Source organism: Micromonospora sp. LOL_013 (assembly GCF_048060315.1).
Taxonomy (GTDB): Bacteria; Actinomycetota; Actinomycetes; order Mycobacteriales; family Micromonosporaceae; genus Micromonospora_E.
In genome coordinates this window covers 1-21,552 of sequence record NZ_JBHMIQ010000037.1, presented here as the reverse complement: position 1 = coordinate 21,552, position 21,552 = coordinate 1, and the positions used below count along the sequence as shown (strand labels likewise).

The following is a 21,552-nucleotide window of genomic DNA, read 5'->3' as shown; positions in this document are numbered from 1 at the left end:
ATGAGTGGCCAAGTCTGATGGCGAATTGGGGAACGAGTCATGCGAATCAACCTGCTCGGACCATTGCAGGCGATAATTGGCCAGACGTCGATCGTGCCCTCTGCGGCCAAACCGTGCCAGATTCTGGCACTGTTGGCCCTGAACGGCGACCGGCTGGTCACCAAATTCGCGATCTTTGAAGAACTCTGGGAGAACAACCCACCACACAGCGCCACGACCACCCTGCACACCTACATTCACCAGCTCCGGCGGCAGATCAGCGTGGCGATGGCCGGCGACCCGTCGGGTGATTCCCGTGGCGTTCTGGTGACCGAACGTGGTGGCTATTCGCTGCGAGTGTCCGGCGGCCTCACCGACGTGCAGGAGTTCCAACGGTTGGGCCGGGCCGGCAGTGAGGCGTTCGAGCGGCGTGACTATCACGCCGCGAGCAGCCGGCTCCGCGACGCCCTCGCGCTGTGGCGGGCACCGATGCTGTCGGACATCCAGCTCGGACCGCAGTTGGCCATGCATGCGCTGTCCCTCGGTGATCTGCGGCTCGCCGCGCTGGACCGGCGGATCGAGGCCGACTTGCGGCTGGGCCGGCACTTGGAGGTGCTGGGGGAGCTGCGTACCCTCACCGCGCAGCATCCGCTCAACGAGAGCTTCGCCGCCCACTACATGGCGGCGCTCTACCTGTCCGGTGACGTCGGTACGGCGCTCGGGGAGTTCCGCCGGATCCGTACGCTGCTCGTCGATGAGCTGGGTGTCGAGCCGGCGCGTCGGCTGCACGAGCTGCAGCAGGTGATCCTCAGCGGAGGCGTTCCGTTGCCGGGGCGTGACATGGTCGGCGTGGCGTAGTCGGTAGATCCACTACGACCGATGGGTCCGGGCAAATTTGGTATATCCCGACCTTGCCCGCTTCCGTTCCCGGCAATGCTTGAAGGCAGAGGGTATCCTGTGGCCGGTCGTTGAGTCGGCGGATCGGGTCAATAACGCAGACCTGATGTCGGTTTTGAGAGGGAAGCGCGGATGGGGTCTTCAGCCCTTTACGGTGGCGCCTGAAATCGGTGTGCCGGAAACGGTGGCCCCACCCGCACGGCTTGATCGCGGCATTAGTACGGTGCGTCGTCGACCGTGACGCAGCTGTCGTGCAGGAGGCGGGAAACGAGTCATGCAGACGTGCCCGTTGCGGGTCCTACTGGCTGAGGACGTCCACATGGTCCGTGGGGCGCTGGTCGCCCTGCTCGAACTGCAACCGGACATCCAGGTTGTCGCCCAGGTCGAGCGGGGCGACGCGATCCTACCGGCCGTGCTGACCCACCGTCCGGACGTGGCGATCATCGACGTCAACCTGCCCGGGATCGACGGCCTCTCGGCGGCGATGCAGGTGCACGACCAGCTTCCCAGTTGCCGAACGCTGATCCTCACCGGCATCGACCGGCCGGGGATGCTGCGGCGCAGCCTGGAAGCGGGGGTGACCGGTCTGATGCTCAAGCACGCCCCACCCGCCAGTCTCGCCGAGGCGGTACGCGAGGTTGCCGCCGGGCGACGGGTGATCGACTCGCAGATCGCCCTCGCCGCGTTGAACGAGCGGTCCACGAGCCCGCTCTCGCCCCGGGAGATCGAGATCCTCAAGCTGACGGCGAACGGGCACTCGGCGAAGGAAATCGCCGCGATGCTCTACCTCTCGGCGGGGACCGTCCGTAACCATCTGACTTCCATCGCCACCAAACTCGATGCCCGTACCCGGGTCGACGCGGTGCGGATCGCCCGGGATGCCGGCTGGATTCTCTGATCCGGCCGGCATCCCGACGCCGGGCCGGACGCCCCCGGCCGGCCCGGTACCTGCGGACAGGGACCGGACCGGGCGCGGATCAGACGAACTCCAGCACCGCAACCGTCCACATAAACCCGATGCCGGCGCCGACGGTGATCAGCTTGTCGCCGGACTTCGGCTGGTTGGTCTCGACCAGGTGGTTGATCCCGCCGACCTGGTCGCTGTTGCCCATGTGTCCGAGGTCGCGCCCCCACTCATAGGTCGTCCGGGCCGGGTCGAGGCCGAGTGACTTGTGGAAGCCCCACTCGACGATCGGCTGGATCAGGTTGGCGTGCACGAACCAGTCGGCTTCGGTGACGCTGGTCCCCGCCTCGGTCACTGCCTGGTCGAGCACACTGGTCAGCTTCTGGTTGACCAACTCGAGGGCGTCGTCGTAGGCGTCCTCATAGCGCATCAGCCACTCGTCCTTGCGCGCGGTCAGATCGACCGGCTTGCCGGTGTCGAACGGCGCCCAGGTCCACGGCCCACCGCCCCGGTACAGCGGCTCCAGGCTCGGCTCGGTGGTGCTCGCCGTCGCCAGCAGCCGGGCGAAGCCCTGCCGCTTGGACAGCACCAGGGCGCTGCCCGCGTCGCCGAAGATGGTCTGGTCGTCGCTCTTCCAACGGTCGATGTACGGCAGCCGGAAAGCGTCCCCGGCGGTCAGCAGTGCGGCGGTGGTGTCCGGCCGGGCGGCCAGGTAGGACGCGCCGAGCTCCAGCGCCGCGAGCAGACCGTTGCAGCCCTGCCGCATCTCGATGGTGACCGAGGGGCCGCCGCCGACCGTCTCCTGCTGGACGTAGTGGGCCGGGCTCCACATCTCCCGGCCCTGGTGCGACACGTACCCGTGCAACACCAGGTCGATGTCCTGCGAGTCGTGACCGGAGCGGGACATCGCCTGCCGTCCGGCTGCGGCGGCCATCACCACGCCGGCCTCGTCGTCGTTGGCCACCCGTACCGCCCGGATGCCGTTGGTCTCCGCGGCGGAGGCGTCATAGGCGCCGTCGGCGACCGCCTGCTCTGCGGTGTACTGCTGCTCCGGCAGGTACAGCCCGGTGCCGGCCAGATAGATGTTGTCCCAACGCACGGTGCCTCCTTCGGCAAAATGGGTCCACCGACAGCAAACCGGCTGCCCCTCGACCGGACCTTGAGCCGGTACGCCGGACGGAACCTGAGCCGGTACGTCGGACCGGGCCGGGCACCGACGCGGTGCCCGGCCCGGTCCGGTCGGCTCAGGACGCGGCGGGTGCCGCGACCGGCTTGGCGTCGCTGCCACCGGCATCGGTCGGCGCGTCGGCACCGTCGGTGGCAGACCCGTCGGTGGAGGTGCCGGCGGCCGGCGGCGGTGCGGCCGGCAGACCGCGGAAGCCGATCAGACCGGTCAGCAGGCTCAGCCCGACCCAGACGAACAGGGTGGCGATGCCGAGGTGCAGTGCCTCGTTCAGCGCCTCCGGCCCGACCTGGCCCTGCTCAGCGAGGTCGGTGAGCCGGCCCTGCAGCACGGACGCGGAGATGGCCAGGGCCAGCGCCCCGCCCACCTGGGTGGCGACGTTCAGCACGGCCGACGTGGTGCCGGCGTCGTCCTCGGTGGCCATCGAGGTCCCGACCGTCGGGGTCGGGATCAGGCAGAGGACCAGGCCGACGCCGAGCAGCGTGGTGATCGGCAGCATGATCGTCCAGTAGGACCCGCTGGTCGGGGTGCGCATCAGCAGGACCAGCATGACGGCCAGCAGCACGGTGCCGACGACGTACGGGATCTGCGCGCCGATCTTCGGGATCGCCTTGGACAGCGGACCGGCCACGATCATCATCGCGAGGGTCGTCGGCAGGTACGCGAGCCCGGTCTCCAGCGGCGAGTAGCCGAGGATCGTCTGCATGTAGATCGGCAGCAGCATGAAGCACGGGATCATCAGACCCGCGGTGAAGAACTCACCCAGGCTGCCGGCGACCACACCGCGCAGTTTGAACAGCCGCAGCGGCAGCAGCGGTGCCTCCGCCCGGTGCTCGATGGCGACGAACGCCGGCAACATCACGGCCGCGACCAGGAACGCCGCCAGGGTACGGACGTCGGTCCAGCCGTGGTCGGTGACGCTGACGATGCCGAAGACCAACGTACCGAGGCCCAGGGTGCCAGTGAGTCCACCGAGGATGTCGGCCTTGGGGCGTGGCCCGGTCGGCGCGCCACCACGGATCAGCCACAACGCGCCGAAGGTGAGCACCACCGCGATCGGGATGTTGATGTAGAACGCCAGCCGCCAGTTGACGTCGACGATGGCACCGCCGAGCAGGGTGCCCAGCCCGGCGCCGACGCCGATGACCGCGCCCCAGACGCCGAACGCCTTGGCTCGCTCGGCCGGGTCCCGGAACGAGACGACCAGGATGCTCAGGCAGGCGGGGGAGAGGCCGGCGGCGGCCAGACCCTGGATGGCCCGGGCGATCAGGATCTGGTCGTCGGTCTGCGCCATCGCGGCGAGCAGCGACCCTGCGGTGAACAGGGCGAGGCTGCCGAGGAACATCCGGCGCCGACCGATCACGTCGTTGAGTCGGCCACCGAGCAGCAGCAGACCGCCGAACAAGATGATGTAGTTGTTGAAGACCCACTGCAGCCCGATCGGGGACAACCCGAGGTCGCGCTGCAGCTCCGGGCCCATCACGCTGGCCACGGTGGTGTCGAGCGCGATCATCAGCTGCCCGACCGAGACGACGACCAGCACCAGCCAGCGCCGGCTGTCGGGGACGGGCCCGCCGGACGCTCCGGCCGGCGCAGCGGCCTTCTGTTCCTGGCTTGTCATGGCTTCCTCTCGACCTGAGATGGATTCGGGGATGGCTGTGCCGCAGAGCTGGCAGGAACGGCGGTTGATGCCGACCCGCGAGGGTGGTGAGGTTCGATACGAGGCTGACAGGAGCGGTGCTCTCTGTCAAGACTATTGCTCATGAGTACGACCCATGCTCTAATTCGTGGTACCCGGTCGGGTAAGCTTCGGCGGTACTGACCTGCACGATCGGTGCGGTGGTGCCCGGTGCCGGGACCGACGGGACCGCTCGAAGGAGGAGAGGCCTTGGCTTCCGCACGCGCGCTGCGGGAACGCGTCCGCAAGGAACTGACCGACGAGATCGTCGGGATCGCCAAGGCGCAGCTCGCCGACCGGGGTGCCGAGAACCTCTCCCTGCGGGCGATCGCCCGGGATCTCGGCATGGTCTCCTCAGCTGTCTACCGCTACTTCCCGAGCCGTGACGACCTGCTGACCGCGCTGGTCACCGACGGCTACAACTCCGTCGGCACCGCCGTCGAGCAGGCCGACGAGGCGGCGGCGGCCGACGACTTCGTGGACCGGTGGCGATCGGTCGGGCAGGCACTGCGCAGCTGGGCGATCGAGCACCCGCACGAGTACGCACTCCTCTACGGATCACCGGTACGCGGCTACCACGCCCCGGAGACCACTGTGCAGGCGGCGATGCGGGACAAGGTGGTGCTCGGCCGGATCATCAGCGACGCGTATCGAGCCGGAGAGCTGCGTACCCCGCCGACCGCCCAGGCCACGCCCGAGTCGCTCGGCGGTGATCTCGAGCGGGTGCGCTCGGCCGTGCTCCCAGCCGTACCCGACGAATCCGTCATCGCCGCGCTGGCCGCGTGGAGCGGGCTGTTCGGGATGCTCAACCTGGAGCTGTTCGGTCACTTCAACAACATCATCGACGACCGGGCAGCCCTGTTCGACCAGGCCCTGACCCGCCTGGCCGAGTTGGCCGGACTGCCGACCTGACCCGCCACACCACGCCCGAACGCCGCCACGCCGGAACACCGTGGCACACCACGCCCGAAATAACTGGAGACTGTCCGTGCGGATCATCGTCATCATCTGCTCAGCCGTGCTCATCATGGAGTTCGTCCTGCACGGCCTCGCAATGTACATCGGCATGGAGGCAGGCATCCAGCCGTTGCAGAACCACTTCGGATTCCGCCCCAGCCGGGCGTTGACCCTGCTGATAGCGGTCCTCGACACCCTGGCCGCCGCCGGCCTGGTGATCGGCATCTGGCGGCCGGAGATCGGCGCCATCGCCGCTGGCTACACGATGGCCTTCTTCGGCATGATGCTGATCCTGCGCTTCTACCGCAATCTCGGCGGCATCCTGCCGCCCGACTTCCCGCTCTTCTTCGCCCTCGGCGTGGTCGTCCTGGTACTGCAGCTGATGCGTTGACGCCCGCAGCCCGCAGCCCGCAGCCCGCAGCCCGCAGCGGACGCGAGTCGGAGCCGGTGGGCGAAGCGGCCCCAGCGGGCGCGGTTGGCGCGGCGGCCACCGCACCGGTCGGGCCGGCCGGTACCCGCACAATATTCCCGACTGGTGATCGGCGTGGAACGATGGGCGGATGCCACGAGGTGCGAAGGCGGGCGAGGAGCGGGCCGGGGTGCCGTTGACCAACCTCGACCAGCCGCTGTTCGACGGCGCCGGTGCGACAAAGCGCGACCTCGTCGACTATCTCGACGCGGTGCACGACCGGATCGTCCCCGCGCTGCGCGACCGGCCGCTATCGGTGGTCCGGGTCCGACCCGGCCAGCCACCGTTCATGCAGAAAAACCTGCCCGGGTACGCACCGGACTGGATCGCCACCGCCGAGGTGTGGGCGGACCGCTCCCGGCGGATGCTGACCTACGGCCTGTGTAACGACCGGCGGACCCTGCTCTGGTTCGCCAATCAGCGGTCGGTCGAGTTCCATCCGACGTTGACGACAGCCGGCGAATGGGCGTACCCGACGCACCTTATCCTCGACCTCGACCCGCCGCCGGGCGGCGCGTTCCGGTCGGCGGCGCAGACGGCCCTGCTAGTCCGCGAGGTGCTGACCTCGTGCGGCATGGCCGGGGCGGTGAAGACCAGCGGCGCCAAGGGCGCGCACGTGTTCGTGCCGCTGGCGGGTGACGCCGACCATGCCGACGTCGCCGCGGCGACCCGGGCGATCGCGGCCCGCGCCGAACGCCTGGACCCGGCGCTGGCGACGACGGCGTTCATCGTCGAGCAGCGGGACGGCAAGGTCTTCCTCGACTCGACCCGGGCCGGCGGCGCGACCGTGGTCGCCCCGTACAGCCCACGGCTGCGGCCGGGGCTGCCGGTCTCCTTCCCGCTGGCCTGGGAAAGGCTGGAGGCGGCGGTGCCGACCGACTACACCATCGGTACGGTGCCGTCCCTGCTCGGCGACGGCGATCCGTGGGCGGCGCTGATGCCGCCGCCGCAGCGCCTCGATTCCGGCCTGGTCGAGCAGGGCCACGGCATCCCGATCGCGCGGGTGGTCGCGATGCACGAAGGCAAGCGCCGCGCCGCCGAACGCCGTAGACGCGAGGCCCGGGAGCCCGACGGTGGGCCGGGCTGACGCTGGCCGGGTACGACGGTCAGTCGATTCGGCCGAGCGGCTCGCGCTTCTCGGCCTGGAACACGTCCTCGGTGCGGCCGCGGGCCCAGTAGCCGGAGATGGAGATTGCCTCGCGGGGGATGCCCCGTGCCTGGAGCACCTTGCGGACAGCCTTGATCGACTCACGCTCGCCGTGGGCGAAGACCTGTACGGCGCCGGGAGAGTCCTCGGCGGGCGGCCAGGGCCAGTCCTCCATCGCGCGGGCGAGGAACACGGTGTCGCCGTCGTCGGTGTTGACCAGCCAGTTCACCGTCACCTGGGCGGGGTGTTCGAGGTCGATGATGTCGGCCGGTTCGGTGATCTCGAGGTGCGCGACGCCGCGCGCGTGCTCCGGCAGTGCCTGCAGGGACGCGGCGATCGCTGGCAACGCGGACAGGTCCCCGGCGAACACGTGCCAGCCGACCGCCGGGTCGGGCGCGTACGCCCCGCCGGGACCCGACAGCACCAGCCGGTCGCCGGGCGTGGCCTTGGCCGCCCAAACGGCCGCCACCCCGGCGTCACCGTGGGTCACGAAGTCGATCGCCAGCCGCCGGGTGGCCTGGTCGAACCAGCGGACCGTGTAGGTACGGGTCACCGGCCGTTGCCCGGCCGGCAGGGTGGTTCGCAGCGCGGCGAGGTCGTAGGGGGGCTCCAGCCCGAGCGTGGGGTCGACGAACAGCAGTTTCACGTACGCGTCGGTGTGGCCGGCGTAGCTGAATTCAGCCAGCGACGGTCCGGCGAGAACCACCCGCACCAGATGCGGCGTCAGCCGCTCGGTGGACTCGACCGTGAGGACGTGCTGATTCGGTGCCTTCCGCCGGGTCGTCGCCATCGCGTGTTCCTCCGCTTCGCTGCTCCTTCTTAGGTTAGGCGAGCCTACTTCGCAGCGCACTGCGTGGCGACGAGGGCTGGTACCTCGAGCGCGGCCGAGCGCGTTTGGCCGGCGTCTCGTCGGTGCGGCGTGACCCGGGGCGACCTCGTCGTGTATCGGCTCCGACATGGCTTGCTAACCGCGCCGCAACAGCCAGGGCGACATCGCCGCAACAAGCTCTACCAAATCTCGTCTCTAGTCTATCGGGACGAGAGTGAGATGGTCGCTACGCAGAGTGCGGTCTCGGAACGGATCCTGGTGCTGGAGAGCTCGGCGTCCTTCCTCGGCCTGTTCGCCGAACTGGAGCCCGGTCACCTCGTCACCGCCCGGGTGACCGGCGGCGCGGGCGCGGCACTGGGCAGGCGGGTGCACGTGCGGAGCTAGCCGCGCCACGTGGCGCTGCACCCGGACCGCTCGCCGGCGGGCCACGACCCGCAGTGACAGAACGACCAAGACCAGTGCGATGAGCCAGCGACTCAAGGAGAACGACATGACATACAACCAGGTGCACCCCCAAGAGCCACGCCGTCGAGATCATCGACCGCAGTGCGACGCTCAGCAAGCTGAACGACGCCCTGGAGATCGACTCGCGAAGACCCCCGTCGTGCAGATCGACATGCACGTACGGCAGATTGACAAGGACTGGTCGTCGTTCCCGCAGAACGTGGCCGAGCGGATCCTGCCGAACGCCGCCGCCTTTCTGTACGCCGGCCGCGAGCTCGGGCTGCCGGTCATCCACGTCATGATCTACCAACGGCTCGTCGAGCGCGGCATGCAGCCGCGGGCCCAAGCCGGGTGACTACATCATCAACACCAAGCGGCGGATGTGGACGCCGATCGTCGTCACCGACGCGGTGGGCTCCACCCACGGCAAGGACCTGCACGGTGCGGGACAGCTCGCTCCCGCTGGCGGCCCGACTGTGCGCCGAGCGGATCACCGAGGCGGAGCTGGCCGAGGCCGAACGGATGCAGGAGGAGATGGAACGCGACCCGGATCTCGGCAAGTACGTCGAGCTGAACCGGACGTTCCACGTGTTCCTGTACAACGCGGCGCGTTCGCCGCGTCTCACCCCCAGATGCTGCTGTCGCTGAGGTCGTCGACGCCCGGCATGCTCTCGGTGGCGTCCACCCGGTCCAAGGAGCGGCGACTCGACGGGCTCGACGAGCACCGGCGCTTCCTGAAGGCCTGCCGCGACCGGGACCTCGACGCGGCGGAGGCCGTTTTCCGTACCACTCGTCTCCTGCCTTCGACGAGATGCTGGCCATGCTGGAACACCAGCCGACCGACTGACGTCCCGGCCGTCCCGGCGGCCGCCGGTGTGCCCCCGCTGCTCGACCTCGTTCCGGTCCGCCGGATCCTGCACCCCGGGATGCCGGTCAACGCCGTCGTGTCGATCCTGCTGTGCCTGTACCAGAGCTACGCCGTACTCACCGTCGGACAGCTGCTCACCGGCTTCGCCAGCGGCCCCGTGGCGCTCTGCGGTCAGGCGCTGATGGACGACCTGACCCACAGCGACCCGAAGGCCCGCGACCGGGGCTACTCGATGCTGCAGGCGTTCGTCAGCATGGGCGCCGCCTCGGCGCTCGTGCTGGGCGCGTTCGCCGGGCTGGATGTGGTGGCCGTCGCGCTGACCCTGGTCCTGCTCGGCACCTGCCTGGGCGCGCTCATGCCGCTGTCCGTGGCGATCAGTGTCACTGGAACCAGGAGCTGCGGGCGACCGCAGCCGCCACCGAAGGGCTCCTCGGTGCCGGCCAACGCGTCGCTGGGCGTCACCAGGTGCTTACCGTGCTGACACTGTCGGTCGCGGTGCCGGGGTCCGGTGGCGGTCCCGGCGCTCGGCGGTGGCTCCTGCGGCGCCACGGCGGGACGAGTCCGAAGAACCCGGCCAGCCAGTGATGCTCTTCGATTGAGCGCCCCCGATGTCAGTCGGCGGGGGCCCCCGAGGCGGGGCGGGTGGCCGCGACCGGGTCGAGCGTCGGTCCGGTGGGTATCCGCGAGACCAGCGTGGTCGGCACGTCGGTCGCCTGGTCCGCCGAGTAGCCGAGCTGCCCGAGGACGGTCGCGTTGAGCACCGGGAACTTGATGCCGACGTCGGTGACGACGTAGTACGGGCCGGGATCGGCGGTCGGCGCGCCAATCACCCGCACGACGGCGACCCGGCCCGGCGGCACCAGCACATAGTCGGCGAGGATCACGCCGGCGCGGGTGACCGAGCCGGTCGGTACGGCCTCGTCGAGGCCGGCCACCGTACCGCCGACAGAGGTGATCGTCGGTACGGCGCGTGCGTCGCTGGTGACCGCGCACAGCGCGTCGCCGGTGGCCGGTCGGATCAGCGTGGGCGGCGTCGCGGGCGGCGCACTGTCTCCGGCCGCTGGCCGTACCTGGCTGCTGATCGGTGCCGACGTGGCCTGGGACACAGGTATCTCGACCGGCTCCACGGTGAACTCGGCGCGCAGGATGTTCTGCTGCAGCTCGGTGATCGGAGCGAGCCCGTCGTCGAGGACGAGGTAGTACTGCGGCCCCGAGCCGGTCTGCGTGGCCAGCACGTCGCCGATCGCCCAGCCGTCCACTTCGCCGGACGGCTGGTTGCGGCCGCTGAACGCGACCCGTTCGATGGCGTTGCCGGCGGGCAGCGCGTTGAGCCACGCCGCGCCGACCGGTGCGGCGTCGACCTCTCCGAAGAGGGCGGGTACGACGTTGCGGGCGTCGCGGATCAGGAACCGGCGGCCGTGCCAGACGAGGTGCGTCGTGTCCTGCCGGGAGTCGCGGACCAGCACGCCCTCCTCCGCCAGCGACCGCCCGCCGACCGGTGCCCGAGACACGACCAGGGAGACGGTTTCGACGGTTCGGCCGGTGTCATCCCCGCTGGGCGCCGAGCAGATCGTCCAAGGTAGGCCAAGGTTCCTACTGGCCGGTGCCAGAGAGTTGGGCGCGCCCGGAATACCGATCGTGACGCCGCGGGGCGTGCTGGCCAGCGAGTTGCCAGGCACCCGGAACACGGGCGCGTCGGGGCGGCCGGAGGCCAGCACCGCCGACGCGTAGTTGAGCGTCGGGTGCAGTTTGCCCTGGAGGTAGATGAAGCTGGCGCCGGTCTCCTTCTCGATCACGACCGCGCCGTCGGCCTGCCACCTGTCGCTGTCGGCCTTGGTCATGATGCCGTAGATGCCGAACCCGGCGGCGACCAGGACGGCGATCATCAGGCCGCCGAAGATTGCGCCGACACCGCGGCGCAGCGGGGACTGCTGCGGGTCGGGCTCGCGCATCACGAAGGCAGAGATGACCCGTTGGGTGAGGAACTGGTACGAGTGGAGTTGGTCGCGTCGCGTGGCCATGTCTGGGTCACCCCCCGTCGGGGCGGGCGCCGACACGCGAACCAGGCCGCGTAGGCCGATCATCTTCTGGCTGCTGTCCGGTGCCGTCGCTCGCGTCGATCGTCACGGAGCCGGCCTCACCGGCCGCGACCTCCAGAGCATCGCGGATGCTCGGGTAGGCCCCGAACGCTGCGTCGAGACGACAAGTACGCGCGCCATCGATTCCTCCCCGTACCCCTTGCTGGAGAATCGTAGCGAGTGACTGCCCGCGTCCATCACCCCGAAGACTCCAGTCGTGCCCGACAAGATGCGCCTGCTCCAAATTAGTGAGTCGGGTTCGGTGGAGCCGGCATGATTCAGATGAGTTGGTCGACCAGGTCCAGGAAGGAGTCGGTTCCGAGGCCACTTGACAGGTCGATCGGGAGGCTGTTTCGTACTCCTGTCCTGGGCGTGCGGCGGGCGATGGTGCGGTGGGGGCACGGTGAGTGGTCTGCTCGGCATCTCGATCGTCAACTACCGCAGTGCGGCCGACACCGCCGGCCTCATCCGTTCCATCGTGGCCGGCCGGGCCGCCGGTCCGCAGGCCACCGGTCCGCGCGTCGCGATCGCGATAGTCGACAACAGCGACCAGGCCGCCGAACTGTCAGAGATCGCCGGGTCCGCCGAGCGTGCCGGCGTGGCGGTCCGGGTGATCGCCGGGCACGGCAACGTCGGGTACGCCGCCGGCAACAACCTCGCTGCCACCTGGCTGCTGGCCGAGGGCGCCGACGTCATCTGGGTGCTCAACCCGGACACCCGGATCGTGGGCGGCGTGCTCGCCTCGGCCCTCGACGTGCTGCGCGCCGGCGACCGCGCGATCGGCGCGACGGCCAGCGCCGCGCCGGGCGGCGGGCCGGACCTCGGCATGGTCGACCTGTGGACCGGCCAGAGCGGACGACCGCCCGCCAGCGGGGTGGCAGGGTCGAGCAAACTGGTCTACGCGGCCGGCCACTCGCTGCTCGTCACCCGCCGCGCGTGGCAGGATCTGGGCGGGTTCTCCGAGGACTTCTTCCTGTTCTACGAGGAGGCTGACATGGCGCTACGCGCGGCCCGGTTGGTCATCCCGACCACAGCGGTCCCGGACCTGGCCGTCGAGCACACCGGCGGCGTGGCGACCGGGGCGACGGCGGACATGACGGTCAAGTCGACCACGGCGTACTTTCACGCCAGCCGCAGCTGCATGGTCTTCTTCCGCAAGCACTACCGGCACCGGGTGCCGTTCGCCGCCGCGGCCCGGCTCGGCTACGCCGCGAAGGCGCTGCTCGCCCGCCGCCCCGACGCGGCGACCGCCGTCATCCGGGGCACCGTCGCCGGGCTGCGGGCATGACGAGCCAAGAGCTGGGGCCGGGCCGGTCCAGTCCGGGCCGGCCCAGGCCAGCGGCGTACGCGATCCGGCGCGCGGTCGGCAGCGCGACGGTGATGTACGTGGCCGCGCTGGCCATGTCCGGTTTTGCCATCCTGCTGAGCGTCGCGCTGCCGCCGGCAGAGCGCGGCCTGCTGGTCGCGACGACGACCAGCGCGACCGTCGGCGTCGCGGTCGGCGGCCTGTCACTGGAGACGTTCATGCTCGCGCAGGGCAGCGACTGGCTACGGGAGCGGTCCGGGCGGCGCAGCCTCGCCGTCTACGCCGCCACGGTGCCGCTGTCGGCCACGCTGGGCTGGGTCTTCGCCTGGTACGCGGAGGCGGCTGCGCCGGCACTCGCGGCAGCTGGGGCGGCGTGCGTCGCGGCCGGCACCATGCCCGCGGCGGCGGGCCTGACCCTCGGACGGTTCGTCGCCGTCTACCGCCAACGCGCGCTGTTCGCCGCCACCGCGCCCCTGCTCTACCTCGTGCTCATCCTCGCCTCGGTCGACGACGCGACGGTCTGGCTGCTGGCCTGGCTTGGCTGCCAGGCGGTGATGGCCGTCGCGATGTGGGCGGCGCACGGGGCACCATTGGGCGCGATGGCGCGGCGCACCTCGGCGGAGCCCGAACGCCTCGCCCGGCTGGGCCTGACCCACACCGGCGCGGTGGCACAGATCTTCACGTACCGCTTCGACCAACTCGCGCTGGCCCGCTACCAGGGCGCGGACGCACTGGCGATCTACTCCCTGGCGGTAGCGGCGATCGAATTCTCCCAGGCCGGCGCGGTCGTCGCAGCCCAGCGGACGCTGCGCGACCACGAGGAAGGCTCGGCCGACCGGCTGCGCAGGGTGCTGCGCCGGGCCGTCTACCTGGCGGTCGGCATGGGAGTGCTGGTGCTCGTCGGGCTGGCCGGCATCGGGGTGCTGACCAGCGGGTACGCGGCGGCGGTGCTGCTCGGCGCGCTGCTGGTGCCGCGCAGCGTCGCGGTGTCGGTCGGTAAGGTCCTCAGCGCGCGCCTGGTCAACCTCGGCGGCGAGCGCACCACCGCCGTGATCGCGCTCGGTACCGCGCTGGCCGCGGTGGTCGGCTATCCTCTCGTCGCCGCGCCGTACGGGGCGTGGGGCGTCGCCGCGCTGTCGGTGGCTCTGTTCGCCGCGCACAGCACGGTGCTGGGCCTCGCCGTCCGGTCCGGGGCCGGTCATCGGGTGGCGGGGGACAGGGTCAGTGGGCGTGGATAGCGACGGAACCCGCGTCGTCGCGGTGGTGCTCAACTGGAACTGCGCGGACGACACGATCCGCTGCGTCCGGGCGGTCGCCGCCGGCGGCGTCGTGCCGGAGGTGGTCGTCGTCGACAACGGCTCCACCGACGACTCCATCGCCAAGCTGCGCGCGCTCGGTGACGCGGTGACGCTGGTGCGGCTCGACGCCAACCTCGGCTACGCCGGCGGGATGAACGCCGGCATCAGGGTCGCGCACGACCGCGACGCGGCCTTCGTCTGGCTGCTGAACGCGGACTGCGTACCCCGGCCGGACACGTTGTCGGCGCTGTTGGCGCATGCGGACCGGTACGCGGTGTCCACATCGGCTCAGACGACGTCCGCGCGACCGGACGACCCCCGGCCGGAGCCGTACGTCGTCGCCGCGACGCTGCCGGGCGGCCGGGTACGGCCGTTGCGCTGCGCCGGGTGCGAGGTCGGTGCGCACGATGTGGACGTGGTGACCGGCGCGGCCATCCTCCTCGGCGTCGGTTGGGCCGTCCGGGTCGGCCTGTTCGACGAGCGGTTCTTCCACTACAAGGAGGAGTTCGACCTGGTACGGCGGATTGCCGCGGCGGGTGGCCGGATCGGCCTGGTATGCGCCTCGCAGGTGTGGCACCGGCGGGGCGGCAGCCTGGCCGGTTCGAGTCCTCGCGCGCAGTACTACCATCACCGCAACGAGATCCTCTATGTACGCAAGCACTACCCCCGTCCGCTGCGGCGGATCCTGATCGGGGAGCCGGTTCACTACAAGAACCTGGCCAGGTCGGTGCTCCGCCTCGTCGCCGGAGGCCGCAACGACCGGCACCGGGCGATCGCCGTCCTCGCCGGCTACTGGGACGGGCTGCGTGGAGTGCACGGCCCGACGGAGAGGTTCTAGCGTGCACGTCCTGTTCGTCAGCCACTCCGCCGATCTCATGGGCGCGGAGCGTTCGTTGCTCGCCCTGGTCGGCGAGGCGGTGCGGGCGCGCGGGCACCAGGTGACCGTCACGGTGCCCGGGGACGGGCCGCTGCGCGCGCAGCTCGCCGCGGCCGGCGCCGACGTGGTCGTGCTGCCGACCCGGCTGTGGATGGGCCGGCGGTACGGCCCTGCGGTCGGCGCGGTCCGGCTGCTCCAGGCGCTCGCCTCGGTTCCCCGATACCGGCGTCTGCTGCACCGAACGCGGCCGGACGTGGTGGTCACCAACTCGGCGGTGGTACCAGCCGGGGCGATCGCCGCGCGGATGTCCCAGGTGCCGCACGTCTGGGTGGTGCGGGAGAGCCTGCTCAGTAACCCGAGCCTGCGGTCCGTGCTGCCCCGGGCCGCGATCACCCGGCTCATCGCGCGCCTCTCGGACGGCGTCGTGGCGGTTTCCGCGTACGTCGCCGGTCAGGTCACCAGCGCCGTGCCGACGGCGCGGACGAAGCTGCGGGTGATCCCGCCGCCGGTCGAATCCGGGCCGGACACGGACGCTCCGTCCGGGCCGGACGGTGTATCCGGGCCGGACGGTGTTTCCGGGCCGGGTGCGGACCGTCCGGTCGCACTGGAGCGGCTGCTGCTGCTGGGCCGGCACAGCGCCGAGAAGGGCCAGGTTGACGCGGTGGAGGCGCTGGCGATCTGCGCGCGCCAGGGCCGCGCGTTCACCCTTACGTTGGCCGGGGTCGGCGACGGTGAAGCGCAGCGGGGCCTCGCCGACCTGGCCCGCCGGTACGGCGTCGAGACGCAGCTCGAAACCGTCGCGTGGACGGACGACCCGGCCGCGTTGTACGCGCGGGCGGACGCGACGCTGATGCTGTCCCGCAACGAGGCCTACGGCCGGGTGACGTTTGAGTCGCTCCGCTCCGGCACCCCGGTGATCGGCTACCGGGCGGGCGCCACGACAGAGATCCTCGCCGGTGGTGGCGGACTGCTGGTGGATCCCGACGCCGGTGCGCTCGCCTCGGCGTTGCTGAATCTGGCCGCCGACCAGGAAGCGTTCGGGCGGCTCGCGGCCGAGGCGTCACGGCGCGGGCGGGAGCTCGCCACCGAACCGTCCCCGGCCGCACGCTTCGTCGCGTACCTCGATGAGCTGGGCGCGGTCAGCTGATGTCGCACCTGCCCACGCTGCGCGGCGCGTCCCGGCCGGTGGACCCGGCCGTGGCGGTCGTCGCCGGGGTGGCTGCCGTCGCGGTCGGGGTGGTGGCGGCCCGGCAGCCGGTCGCGCTCGCCGCCGTGGCCGTGGTCGGCCTGCTCGCCTGGGGGCTGTGGACCCCGGATCGGCTCAACTACACGCTGTTCGCGGTCCTGCTGCTCGTCCCGGTCACCGCCGATCCGGGATACCCGGTCGATCCGGTATGGATAGTGCTGCTGGCGGCGACGGCAATCGCCGCGCTCGGCCGGATCCAGCGCTTCCAGCCGTACGCGCCGCTGCCGTCCGTCGGGATGCTGGGATTCGCGGTCCCGGCGGTCTGCGTGCTCACCGGCCTGATGTGGTGGACCGGCCCGAAGGACATTGTGATCGCCGTCGCGCCGCTGGCCTGCTACGCGCTGGTCGGCTGGCATGTCGTGGCCGAGGCGCGGGCCGGTGCGCCGGTGGTCCGCCTGGCGCGGGCGTTCGCCTGGGTCGCCGTACCCGTCACCCTGCTGGCCGTCTACCAGCGGATGTCCGGCACCTGGCCGATTCTCGACCAGTTGGCCATCAGCAACGCGTTCACGGCACAGGCGGGAGCCGGCAGGTCGGCCGGCACCATGGGACATCCGATCGTCTACGGCACGTACGGCATGCTGGCGATCTGCGTGGCCGTTGGCCTGCGCGGTCGGCTCTGGCAGGTGCCGTTCGCCGCAGGGGCGGTCGGCCTGCTGCTGTCCGGGTCGCGCAGCGCGTGGATCGGCACGGCCTGCGCGCTCGGCATCTGGTATCTGGCCCAGCCGCGCAAGTTCACCCGGCGCGGCGTCGGTTTGGTCGCGGCGTTCGCCGCCGCCGGCACCGTACTGGTGGCCGTCGGTCCCAAGCCGGTGCGGGACCTGACGGACCTCGTCCGGGCCCGCCTCACCAACGTCAGCGGGTCGAGTTCGGCGACGGCGCGCTACCGCCGTACGGAAGAGGCGTGGTCCGGCATCACGGACGGTGCCGGCAGCGCACTGTTCGGCCTCGGCCCGGAGGCGCACGTGCGGTTCTTCCAGCAGATCGGCATCTCCGACGGGCAGGCACAGGCGTTCGACAACAGCTACCTCACCCTCTGGTACGACTTCGGCGTGCTCGCGCTGCTGGTGTTCGTGTCCATCCTGGCGGTCGTGCTGGTCAAGCTCAGGTCGCTGACGGCACGGATGCTCATCGTCGGGTTCGCCGTACAGATCTGGTTCTTCGATTTCTACCTGTGGCCGGGCGCCGCAGGGGTGCTGCTGCTCGCCGTCGGCATCGGCGCCGCCGAGTCGCTGCGACCCGTCGATTGTAGGCTCCCCGACCCGGCGCTGACGGCCTTGCGACGATGAGCGGAGCGGACCTGCTGCTAACATTGCGCCGCTATTCCGGCGGGGTGTGAGGTTCAGCGTGAAGCTTTCCGGGCGGTTCGCCCCGGCTCGGCTGCTCAGTCGGCCTGCCTCCGACGGGCCGGGCGACGGCGCGCCATCCGTACACCAGCAGTGGCACCAGCAGTGGCAGCAGCTCACGCTCGAGCGCCATCTGCGAGCCGTGTGGTCGCAGCGGTGGCTGGTGCTGGCGCTGGTGCTGCTCGGCGGCGCGGGCGCGGGTCTCGCGTCCGCCCAGCAGGAACCCATGTACCGGGCGGACGCCCAACTGTTCTTCGCGCCGAACTTCACCACCCGCGACATCGGCCAACTCAACGAGGGCGGCAACTACATCCTGCAGCGGGTGCGCTCGTATGCCGAGGTGGGCAACAGCCCCGAGGTGGCCGAAGCCGTCGTACGGCGACTCGGACTGCCGTACCAGCCTTCGGAGTTGACGCAGCGGGTCACGGTGACCGGCGCGGCCGGCACGGCGGTGCTCACCGTCGAGGTCCGTGACCCGGATCCGGTACGCGCCCGCGACATCGCCAACGCGATCGCGGCGGAGTTTCCCGCATACGTCGCGCGCCTGGAGAAGCCGACCGGCATCGACGAGTCACCGGTCAAGGTCTCGGTGACCCGGCCGGCGACGACGCCCTCGGCCCCGGCCACGCCGCAGGTCGCGGCCGACACCGGGCTCGGCGCGGCCGGGGGCCTGGCGATCGGAGTCCTCGTCGCAGTGGTCCGCTACGCGCGTGACCGCACCGTACGCGACGAGAGCCACGCGGCCGAGGTCGCCGGCACCGTCCTGCTCGGTGCCGTCGCCGCCGGCGGGGGGAGACCGCCGCTGGCGACCGGCGACGACACGGAGCCGCGCGTCGAGGTGTTCCGGCAGATCCGGGCCAACCTGCGGCTGCGCGCGGCCGGGCGCCGGTTCGCCAGCCTCACGGTCACCGGCTCGGTGTCGGGGGAAGAAAGAACGGCTACTGCGGCGAACATCGCCATCGCGTTCGCCCGGGCCGGCGAGCCGGTCGTGCTGATCGACGCGGACGTACGGAACCCCGGCGTACACCGGCTCTTCGACGTGCCGAACACGGTCGGCCTGACCAGCGTGCTGCGCGGCGAGGTCGCGGCCGAACAGGCCACGCACCGGCACCCGGACCTGCCGCTGTACGTCCTGCCGGCCGGCCCGGCCGGGCCGGGGCCGAGCGAGCAACTGCTGGCCTCGGACGCGCTGGCCCCGGCGCTGGAGTCGATGCGGCTCAGCGGCCGGTTCGTTGTGGTCGACGCGCCGTCGCTACTGTCCGATGCGGAGACGCTGCTGCTGGCGGGCGCGACCGACGCGACGCTGCTGGTGGCCCGGGTCGGCTCCACCCGCGCTGATCAGCTGGCCGCCGCCGCCGACGTGCTGCGTGCCCTACCTGTCAACCTGGTGGGCCTGGTGGCGACGCGGCGCGGGGTGGCGATGCGGCGCGGGCGCTAGGCGGTACCCGGTCGCCGGCACAGTCGCGTACGTTAATCCACATGAGCGATAGCGTCGCACTGCTCCTGCGACGTGTGGGGTTCGGTCCGACCTCGTCCGAGTTGGCCGCCGCGTCGAAGGCCGGGTACGCGGCCACCGTGGCGCGTCTGATGGATCCCGGAGAGCAGGACCGGGGTGCTGCGGCGGCGCCGATGCCGGAGCTTGGCCCCGACGCGTTCGACGATCTGCCCGACCCGGGCGCCGAGCGGCGCGCCGCCGCGGAGGCGCTCCGCCGCCAGCAGACCGACACGATCATCCGGTGGTGGCTCGACCGGCTGACCGTCGCCGACCACCAGGCCACTGAGAAGCTGCTGTTCTTCTGGCACGGGCACTGGGCGACTTCGATACGGAAGGTCGGAAGTCCGCAGTTCATGCTGGCGCAACACCAGAAGATGCGGAGCTCGCCGGCGTTCACCACAATGGCCCGCAAACTGGTCACCGACCCGGCGCTGGTCTACTGGCTCGACGGGCACACGAACACCAGACGGGCGCCGAACGAGAATCTTGCCCGAGAGCTGATGGAACTGTTCATGCTCGGCATCGGGCAGTACAGCGAACGTGACGTCAAGGCGGCCGGCCGGGCACTGACCGGCTGGAAGACCGACCTGAGCGTGCCTGCGACGGCGATCTTCGTGCCCAAGGACCACGATGCCAGGCCCAAGACCATCCTCGGCGCCACCGCGAAGTTCGACGCGCTTTCGCTGGTGGACCACCTCGCCGCCCGGCCGGCCTGCCCCCGGTTCATCGCGGACCGGCTGTGGTTCCGGTACGCGTCCGCCACCGAACCGATCCCGGAGTCCACCCGGGGGGAGATGGTCGCGGCGTTCCCGGTGGGCATCTCGATGCTGCGCGCCCTGGTCGAAGACGACCAGTTCCGCTCGGGGCGCTACCGGATGGTGAAACAGCCGATGGAGTGGCTGATCGGGGCAATGCGGCAGCTCGGCATCCGCCCGGCGCGACTCTCCGGCGAGGCCTTCCACACTGTCGTCAGCGGGCTCAAAGGTCTTGGACAGGTGCCGTTCGCGCCGCCGAGTGTAGCCGGCTGGCCGAGCGGGACCGCCTGGCTGACCTCCTCGGCAGCCCAGGTAAGGCTGGGCCTCGCCGGCGTACTCGCCGAGTTGGCCGGTGGTGCCTGGATCACGGTGGAGCGGTTGGCCGACGTACTCGTGGTTCCGACCTGGACCAACCGCACGTACGCGGCGTTGAAACAGGCGACGACACCGCAAGAGCTGATCACGCTTGGCCTGGCCAGCCCGGAGTACCTGGTGAACTAGCATGGATCCGCTGACCCGACGCACGTTCCTGCTGGCCTCCGGCGCGGTCGGCGGCGGTGCGCTCGCCGCAGCCGGCCTGGGCATCGCCGAGCTGCTCGCCAAAGGCGACAAGGGCGCTGAGCCCGGACCGGCCGACACGCTGGTGATCGTGACGCTGTACGGAGGCAACGACGGGCTGAACACCGTCATCCCGTACGCCGACCCGGCCTACCACTCCGCCCGGCCGGAGCTTGCCTACGCCCCCGAGGAGGTACTGCACCTCGACGGCGTGCTCGGCCTCAACCCCGCGCTGGGCGGACTGAAGCGGCTCTGGGACGACAAGCGGTTGGCAGTCGTCCTCGGCGTCGGATACCCCCGGCCGGACCGCAGCCACTTCCGGTCGATGGACATCTGGCAGACGGCGTCGCCCGACGCACCGGTCCGATCCGGCTGGGTGGGGCGCTGGCTCGACGGGATCCAGGCATCGCCGGAAGCGGCTGTCAGCTTCGAGCCGGTGCTTCCGCCACTGCTGGCGGGCGAGACGCGGGCGGGAGCGAGCGTCACGCTCGGCGCACCCCAACTGCCCGCCGGGATCAGCGCGGAGATGGTCCGCGCGCTCGGGCGCGAACAGCGGGGCGAGGACGTCCTGCAGGCGCGGGCGGCGACCGCGCTGCACGATTTCCTGCGGGTGGACGGCCTGATCCGACGGGTACGGGAGTCCGATCAGCCGTTCGGGGCCGGCGAGCCTGGTCACCTGCCGGCCACCGGCACGGGCGGTGAGACGTCACTGGCCACCCAACTCGCGCTCGTGCACCGGTGCATCGAGGCAGGCGTACCCACCCGGGTCTACTCGGTCAGCCTGGGCGGCTTCGACACGCACGCCGACGAACGGCCCGCGCAGGAGCGGCTGCTCAAGGAGGTCGACGGGGCGCTGACACTGTTCATGGACCGGTTGGCGACGAGCCCGGCCGGGCGCAACGTCACAATCGTTGTCTACAGTGAGTTCGGCCGCCGGGTGCGCGCCAATGCCTCCGACGGCACCGACCACGGGACCGCCGGACCGGTCTTCGTACTCGGTCCCCGAGTCGTCGGGGGCTTTCACGGCGAACAGCCCAGCCTCACCGACCTCGACGACGGCGACCTGAAGGCGACGACCGACTTCCGGGACGTCTTCGGCACACTGCTCGCCTCCGTACTGCACGCCGATCCGGCCCGCTACCTGGAGGGGTACCAGCCGAAGCCACTGTCCCTGCTCGCGCTTTGACATCCTCGCCGCCCTAATCGGCGGCGATTCCAGCCACGCCGCGCGTGACACGCGC

At 70.9% G+C, this 21,552-nt stretch carries 21 protein-coding genes; 17 read left to right on the top strand and 4 right to left on the bottom strand.

Annotation, left to right across the window (positions count from 1 at the left end; all coding sequences use genetic code 11):
• Positions 1 to 39: 39 nt before the first annotated feature.
• Positions 40 to 837: an AfsR/SARP family transcriptional regulator gene (locus tag ACFHWS_RS22480; protein WP_416568962.1), complete on the top strand. Its 798-nt coding sequence runs from the start codon at positions 40 to 42 to the stop codon at positions 835 to 837.
• Between the two features lie 313 nt (positions 838 to 1,150).
• Positions 1,151 to 1,774 (top strand): response regulator transcription factor, encoded by a 624-nt coding sequence (locus ACFHWS_RS22475; protein ID WP_416568961.1) that lies wholly within the window; start codon positions 1,151 to 1,153, stop codon positions 1,772 to 1,774.
• A gap of 79 nt (positions 1,775 to 1,853) precedes the next feature.
• Here ACFHWS_RS22475 and ACFHWS_RS22470 read toward each other — a convergent pair whose 3' ends face one another.
• Together ACFHWS_RS22470 and ACFHWS_RS22465 are read right to left on the bottom strand one after the other, a co-directional pair.
• Positions 1,854 to 2,879: a ketoacyl-ACP synthase III family protein gene (locus tag ACFHWS_RS22470; protein ID WP_416568960.1), complete on the bottom strand. Its 1,026-nt coding sequence runs from the start codon at positions 2,877 to 2,879 to the stop codon at positions 1,854 to 1,856.
• A 145-nt stretch (positions 2,880 to 3,024) separates the two neighbouring features.
• The gene (locus tag ACFHWS_RS22465) at positions 3,025 to 4,584 is read right to left on the bottom strand and encodes an MFS transporter (RefSeq protein ID WP_416568959.1); all 1,560 of its coding nucleotides are present in this window, start codon (positions 4,582 to 4,584) and stop codon (positions 3,025 to 3,027) included.
• Positions 4,585 to 4,851: 267 nt separating this feature from the next.
• On the opposite strand from ACFHWS_RS22465, the gene ACFHWS_RS22460 reads away from it, so the two are divergent.
• The 3 genes from ACFHWS_RS22460 (at position 4,852) to ACFHWS_RS22450 (ending at position 7,154) form a co-directional block, all read left to right on the top strand.
• Positions 4,852 to 5,553: a TetR/AcrR family transcriptional regulator gene (locus ACFHWS_RS22460; RefSeq protein ID WP_416568958.1), complete on the top strand. Its 702-nt coding sequence runs from the start codon at positions 4,852 to 4,854 to the stop codon at positions 5,551 to 5,553.
• 76 nt (positions 5,554 to 5,629) lie between these two features.
• On the top strand, positions 5,630 to 5,989 hold the full coding sequence (locus ACFHWS_RS22455) for a hypothetical protein (RefSeq protein ID WP_416557165.1): 360 nt from the start codon (positions 5,630 to 5,632) through the stop codon (positions 5,987 to 5,989).
• A 169-nt stretch (positions 5,990 to 6,158) separates the two neighbouring features.
• A complete protein-coding gene (locus tag ACFHWS_RS22450) occupies positions 6,159 to 7,154 on the top strand; it encodes a DNA polymerase domain-containing protein (RefSeq protein ID WP_416557166.1) in 996 nt (331 codons plus the stop codon).
• A 19-nt stretch (positions 7,155 to 7,173) separates the two neighbouring features.
• On the opposite strand, the gene ACFHWS_RS22445 is transcribed toward ACFHWS_RS22450, so the two are convergent.
• A complete protein-coding gene (locus ACFHWS_RS22445; protein ID WP_416557167.1) occupies positions 7,174 to 8,004 on the bottom strand; it encodes a siderophore-interacting protein in 831 nt (276 codons plus the stop codon).
• Positions 8,005 to 8,262: 258 nt separating this feature from the next.
• Between ACFHWS_RS22445 and ACFHWS_RS22440 the strand changes: the two genes are divergently transcribed.
• From ACFHWS_RS22440 to ACFHWS_RS22425, 4 genes are all read left to right on the top strand, one after another.
• On the top strand, positions 8,263 to 8,427 hold the full coding sequence (locus tag ACFHWS_RS22440) for a hypothetical protein (RefSeq protein ID WP_416557168.1): 165 nt from the start codon (positions 8,263 to 8,265) through the stop codon (positions 8,425 to 8,427).
• A gap of 220 nt (positions 8,428 to 8,647) precedes the next feature.
• Positions 8,648 to 8,842 carry a hypothetical protein gene (locus ACFHWS_RS22435; RefSeq protein WP_416557169.1) on the top strand — a complete coding sequence of 65 codons (195 nt, stop codon included), beginning with the start codon at positions 8,648 to 8,650 and terminating at the stop codon, positions 8,840 to 8,842.
• Between the two features lie 86 nt (positions 8,843 to 8,928).
• The gene (locus tag ACFHWS_RS22430) at positions 8,929 to 9,135 is read left to right on the top strand and encodes an FCD domain-containing protein (RefSeq protein ID WP_416557170.1); all 207 of its coding nucleotides are present in this window, start codon (positions 8,929 to 8,931) and stop codon (positions 9,133 to 9,135) included.
• Positions 9,120 to 9,836 (top strand): hypothetical protein, encoded by a 717-nt coding sequence (locus ACFHWS_RS22425; protein WP_416568957.1) that lies wholly within the window; start codon positions 9,120 to 9,122, stop codon positions 9,834 to 9,836. The genes ACFHWS_RS22430 and ACFHWS_RS22425 overlap by 16 nt, the downstream gene beginning before the upstream one ends.
• A gap of 130 nt (positions 9,837 to 9,966) precedes the next feature.
• Here the strand turns inward: ACFHWS_RS22425 and eccB are convergent, their stop codons facing one another.
• Complete coding sequence (gene eccB / locus ACFHWS_RS22420; protein ID WP_416568956.1) at positions 9,967 to 11,376, bottom strand: type VII secretion protein EccB; 1,410 nt, start codon at positions 11,374 to 11,376, stop codon at positions 9,967 to 9,969.
• A 460-nt stretch (positions 11,377 to 11,836) separates the two neighbouring features.
• On the opposite strand from eccB, the gene ACFHWS_RS22415 reads away from it, so the two are divergent.
• Genes ACFHWS_RS22415 through ACFHWS_RS22380 form a run of 8 tightly spaced genes read left to right on the top strand, consistent with a single transcriptional unit; the run spans position 11,837 to position 21,497 of the window.
• Positions 11,837 to 12,721: a hypothetical protein gene (locus tag ACFHWS_RS22415; protein ID WP_416557173.1), complete on the top strand. Its 885-nt coding sequence runs from the start codon at positions 11,837 to 11,839 to the stop codon at positions 12,719 to 12,721.
• A complete protein-coding gene (locus ACFHWS_RS22410; protein WP_416557174.1) occupies positions 12,718 to 13,977 on the top strand; it encodes a hypothetical protein in 1,260 nt (419 codons plus the stop codon). Before ACFHWS_RS22415 ends, ACFHWS_RS22410 begins: the two co-directional genes overlap by 4 nt.
• Positions 13,970 to 14,875: a glycosyltransferase family 2 protein gene (locus tag ACFHWS_RS22405; RefSeq protein WP_416557175.1), complete on the top strand. Its 906-nt coding sequence runs from the start codon at positions 13,970 to 13,972 to the stop codon at positions 14,873 to 14,875. The genes ACFHWS_RS22410 and ACFHWS_RS22405 overlap by 8 nt, the downstream gene beginning before the upstream one ends.
• 1 nt (position 14,876) lies before the next feature.
• A complete protein-coding gene (locus ACFHWS_RS22400) occupies positions 14,877 to 16,061 on the top strand; it encodes a glycosyltransferase (RefSeq protein ID WP_416568955.1) in 1,185 nt (394 codons plus the stop codon).
• On the top strand, positions 16,061 to 17,446 hold the full coding sequence (locus ACFHWS_RS22395) for an O-antigen ligase family protein (protein WP_416568954.1): 1,386 nt from the start codon (positions 16,061 to 16,063) through the stop codon (positions 17,444 to 17,446). Before ACFHWS_RS22400 ends, ACFHWS_RS22395 begins: the two co-directional genes overlap by 1 nt.
• 58 nt (positions 17,447 to 17,504) lie before the next feature.
• The gene (locus tag ACFHWS_RS22390; protein ID WP_416568953.1) at positions 17,505 to 18,941 is read left to right on the top strand and encodes a Wzz/FepE/Etk N-terminal domain-containing protein; all 1,437 of its coding nucleotides are present in this window, start codon (positions 17,505 to 17,507) and stop codon (positions 18,939 to 18,941) included.
• A gap of 41 nt (positions 18,942 to 18,982) precedes the next feature.
• A complete protein-coding gene (locus ACFHWS_RS22385; RefSeq protein WP_416568952.1) occupies positions 18,983 to 20,254 on the top strand; it encodes a DUF1800 domain-containing protein in 1,272 nt (423 codons plus the stop codon).
• Position 20,255: 1 nt separating this feature from the next.
• Positions 20,256 to 21,497, top strand: coding sequence for a DUF1501 domain-containing protein (locus ACFHWS_RS22380; RefSeq protein WP_416568951.1), 1,242 nt, complete (start codon positions 20,256 to 20,258; stop codon positions 21,495 to 21,497).
• Positions 21,498 to 21,552: the final 55 nt, after the last annotated feature.

Coding starts and splice junctions, on each gene's coding strand:
- ACFHWS_RS22465 (WP_416568959.1), bottom strand. CDS start 4,584: ATGACAAGCCAGGAACAGAAGGCCGCTGCGCCGGCCGGAGCGTCCGGC.
- eccB (WP_416568956.1), bottom strand. CDS start 11,376: ATGGCCACGCGACGCGACCAACTCCACTCGTACCAGTTCCTCACCCAA.
- ACFHWS_RS22380 (WP_416568951.1), top strand. CDS start 20,256: ATGGATCCGCTGACCCGACGCACGTTCCTGCTGGCCTCCGGCGCGGTC.
- ACFHWS_RS22395 (WP_416568954.1), top strand. CDS start 16,061: ATGTCGCACCTGCCCACGCTGCGCGGCGCGTCCCGGCCGGTGGACCCG.
- ACFHWS_RS22440 (WP_416557168.1), top strand. CDS start 8,263: ATGGTCGCTACGCAGAGTGCGGTCTCGGAACGGATCCTGGTGCTGGAG.
- ACFHWS_RS22445 (WP_416557167.1), bottom strand. CDS start 8,004: ATGGCGACGACCCGGCGGAAGGCACCGAATCAGCACGTCCTCACGGTC.
- ACFHWS_RS22385 (WP_416568952.1), top strand. CDS start 18,983: ATGAGCGATAGCGTCGCACTGCTCCTGCGACGTGTGGGGTTCGGTCCG.
- ACFHWS_RS22480 (WP_416568962.1), top strand. CDS start 40: ATGCGAATCAACCTGCTCGGACCATTGCAGGCGATAATTGGCCAGACG.
- ACFHWS_RS22410 (WP_416557174.1), top strand. CDS start 12,718: ATGACGAGCCAAGAGCTGGGGCCGGGCCGGTCCAGTCCGGGCCGGCCC.
- ACFHWS_RS22425 (WP_416568957.1), top strand. CDS start 9,120: ATGCTGCTGTCGCTGAGGTCGTCGACGCCCGGCATGCTCTCGGTGGCG.
- ACFHWS_RS22475 (WP_416568961.1), top strand. CDS start 1,151: ATGCAGACGTGCCCGTTGCGGGTCCTACTGGCTGAGGACGTCCACATG.
- ACFHWS_RS22450 (WP_416557166.1), top strand. CDS start 6,159: ATGCCACGAGGTGCGAAGGCGGGCGAGGAGCGGGCCGGGGTGCCGTTG.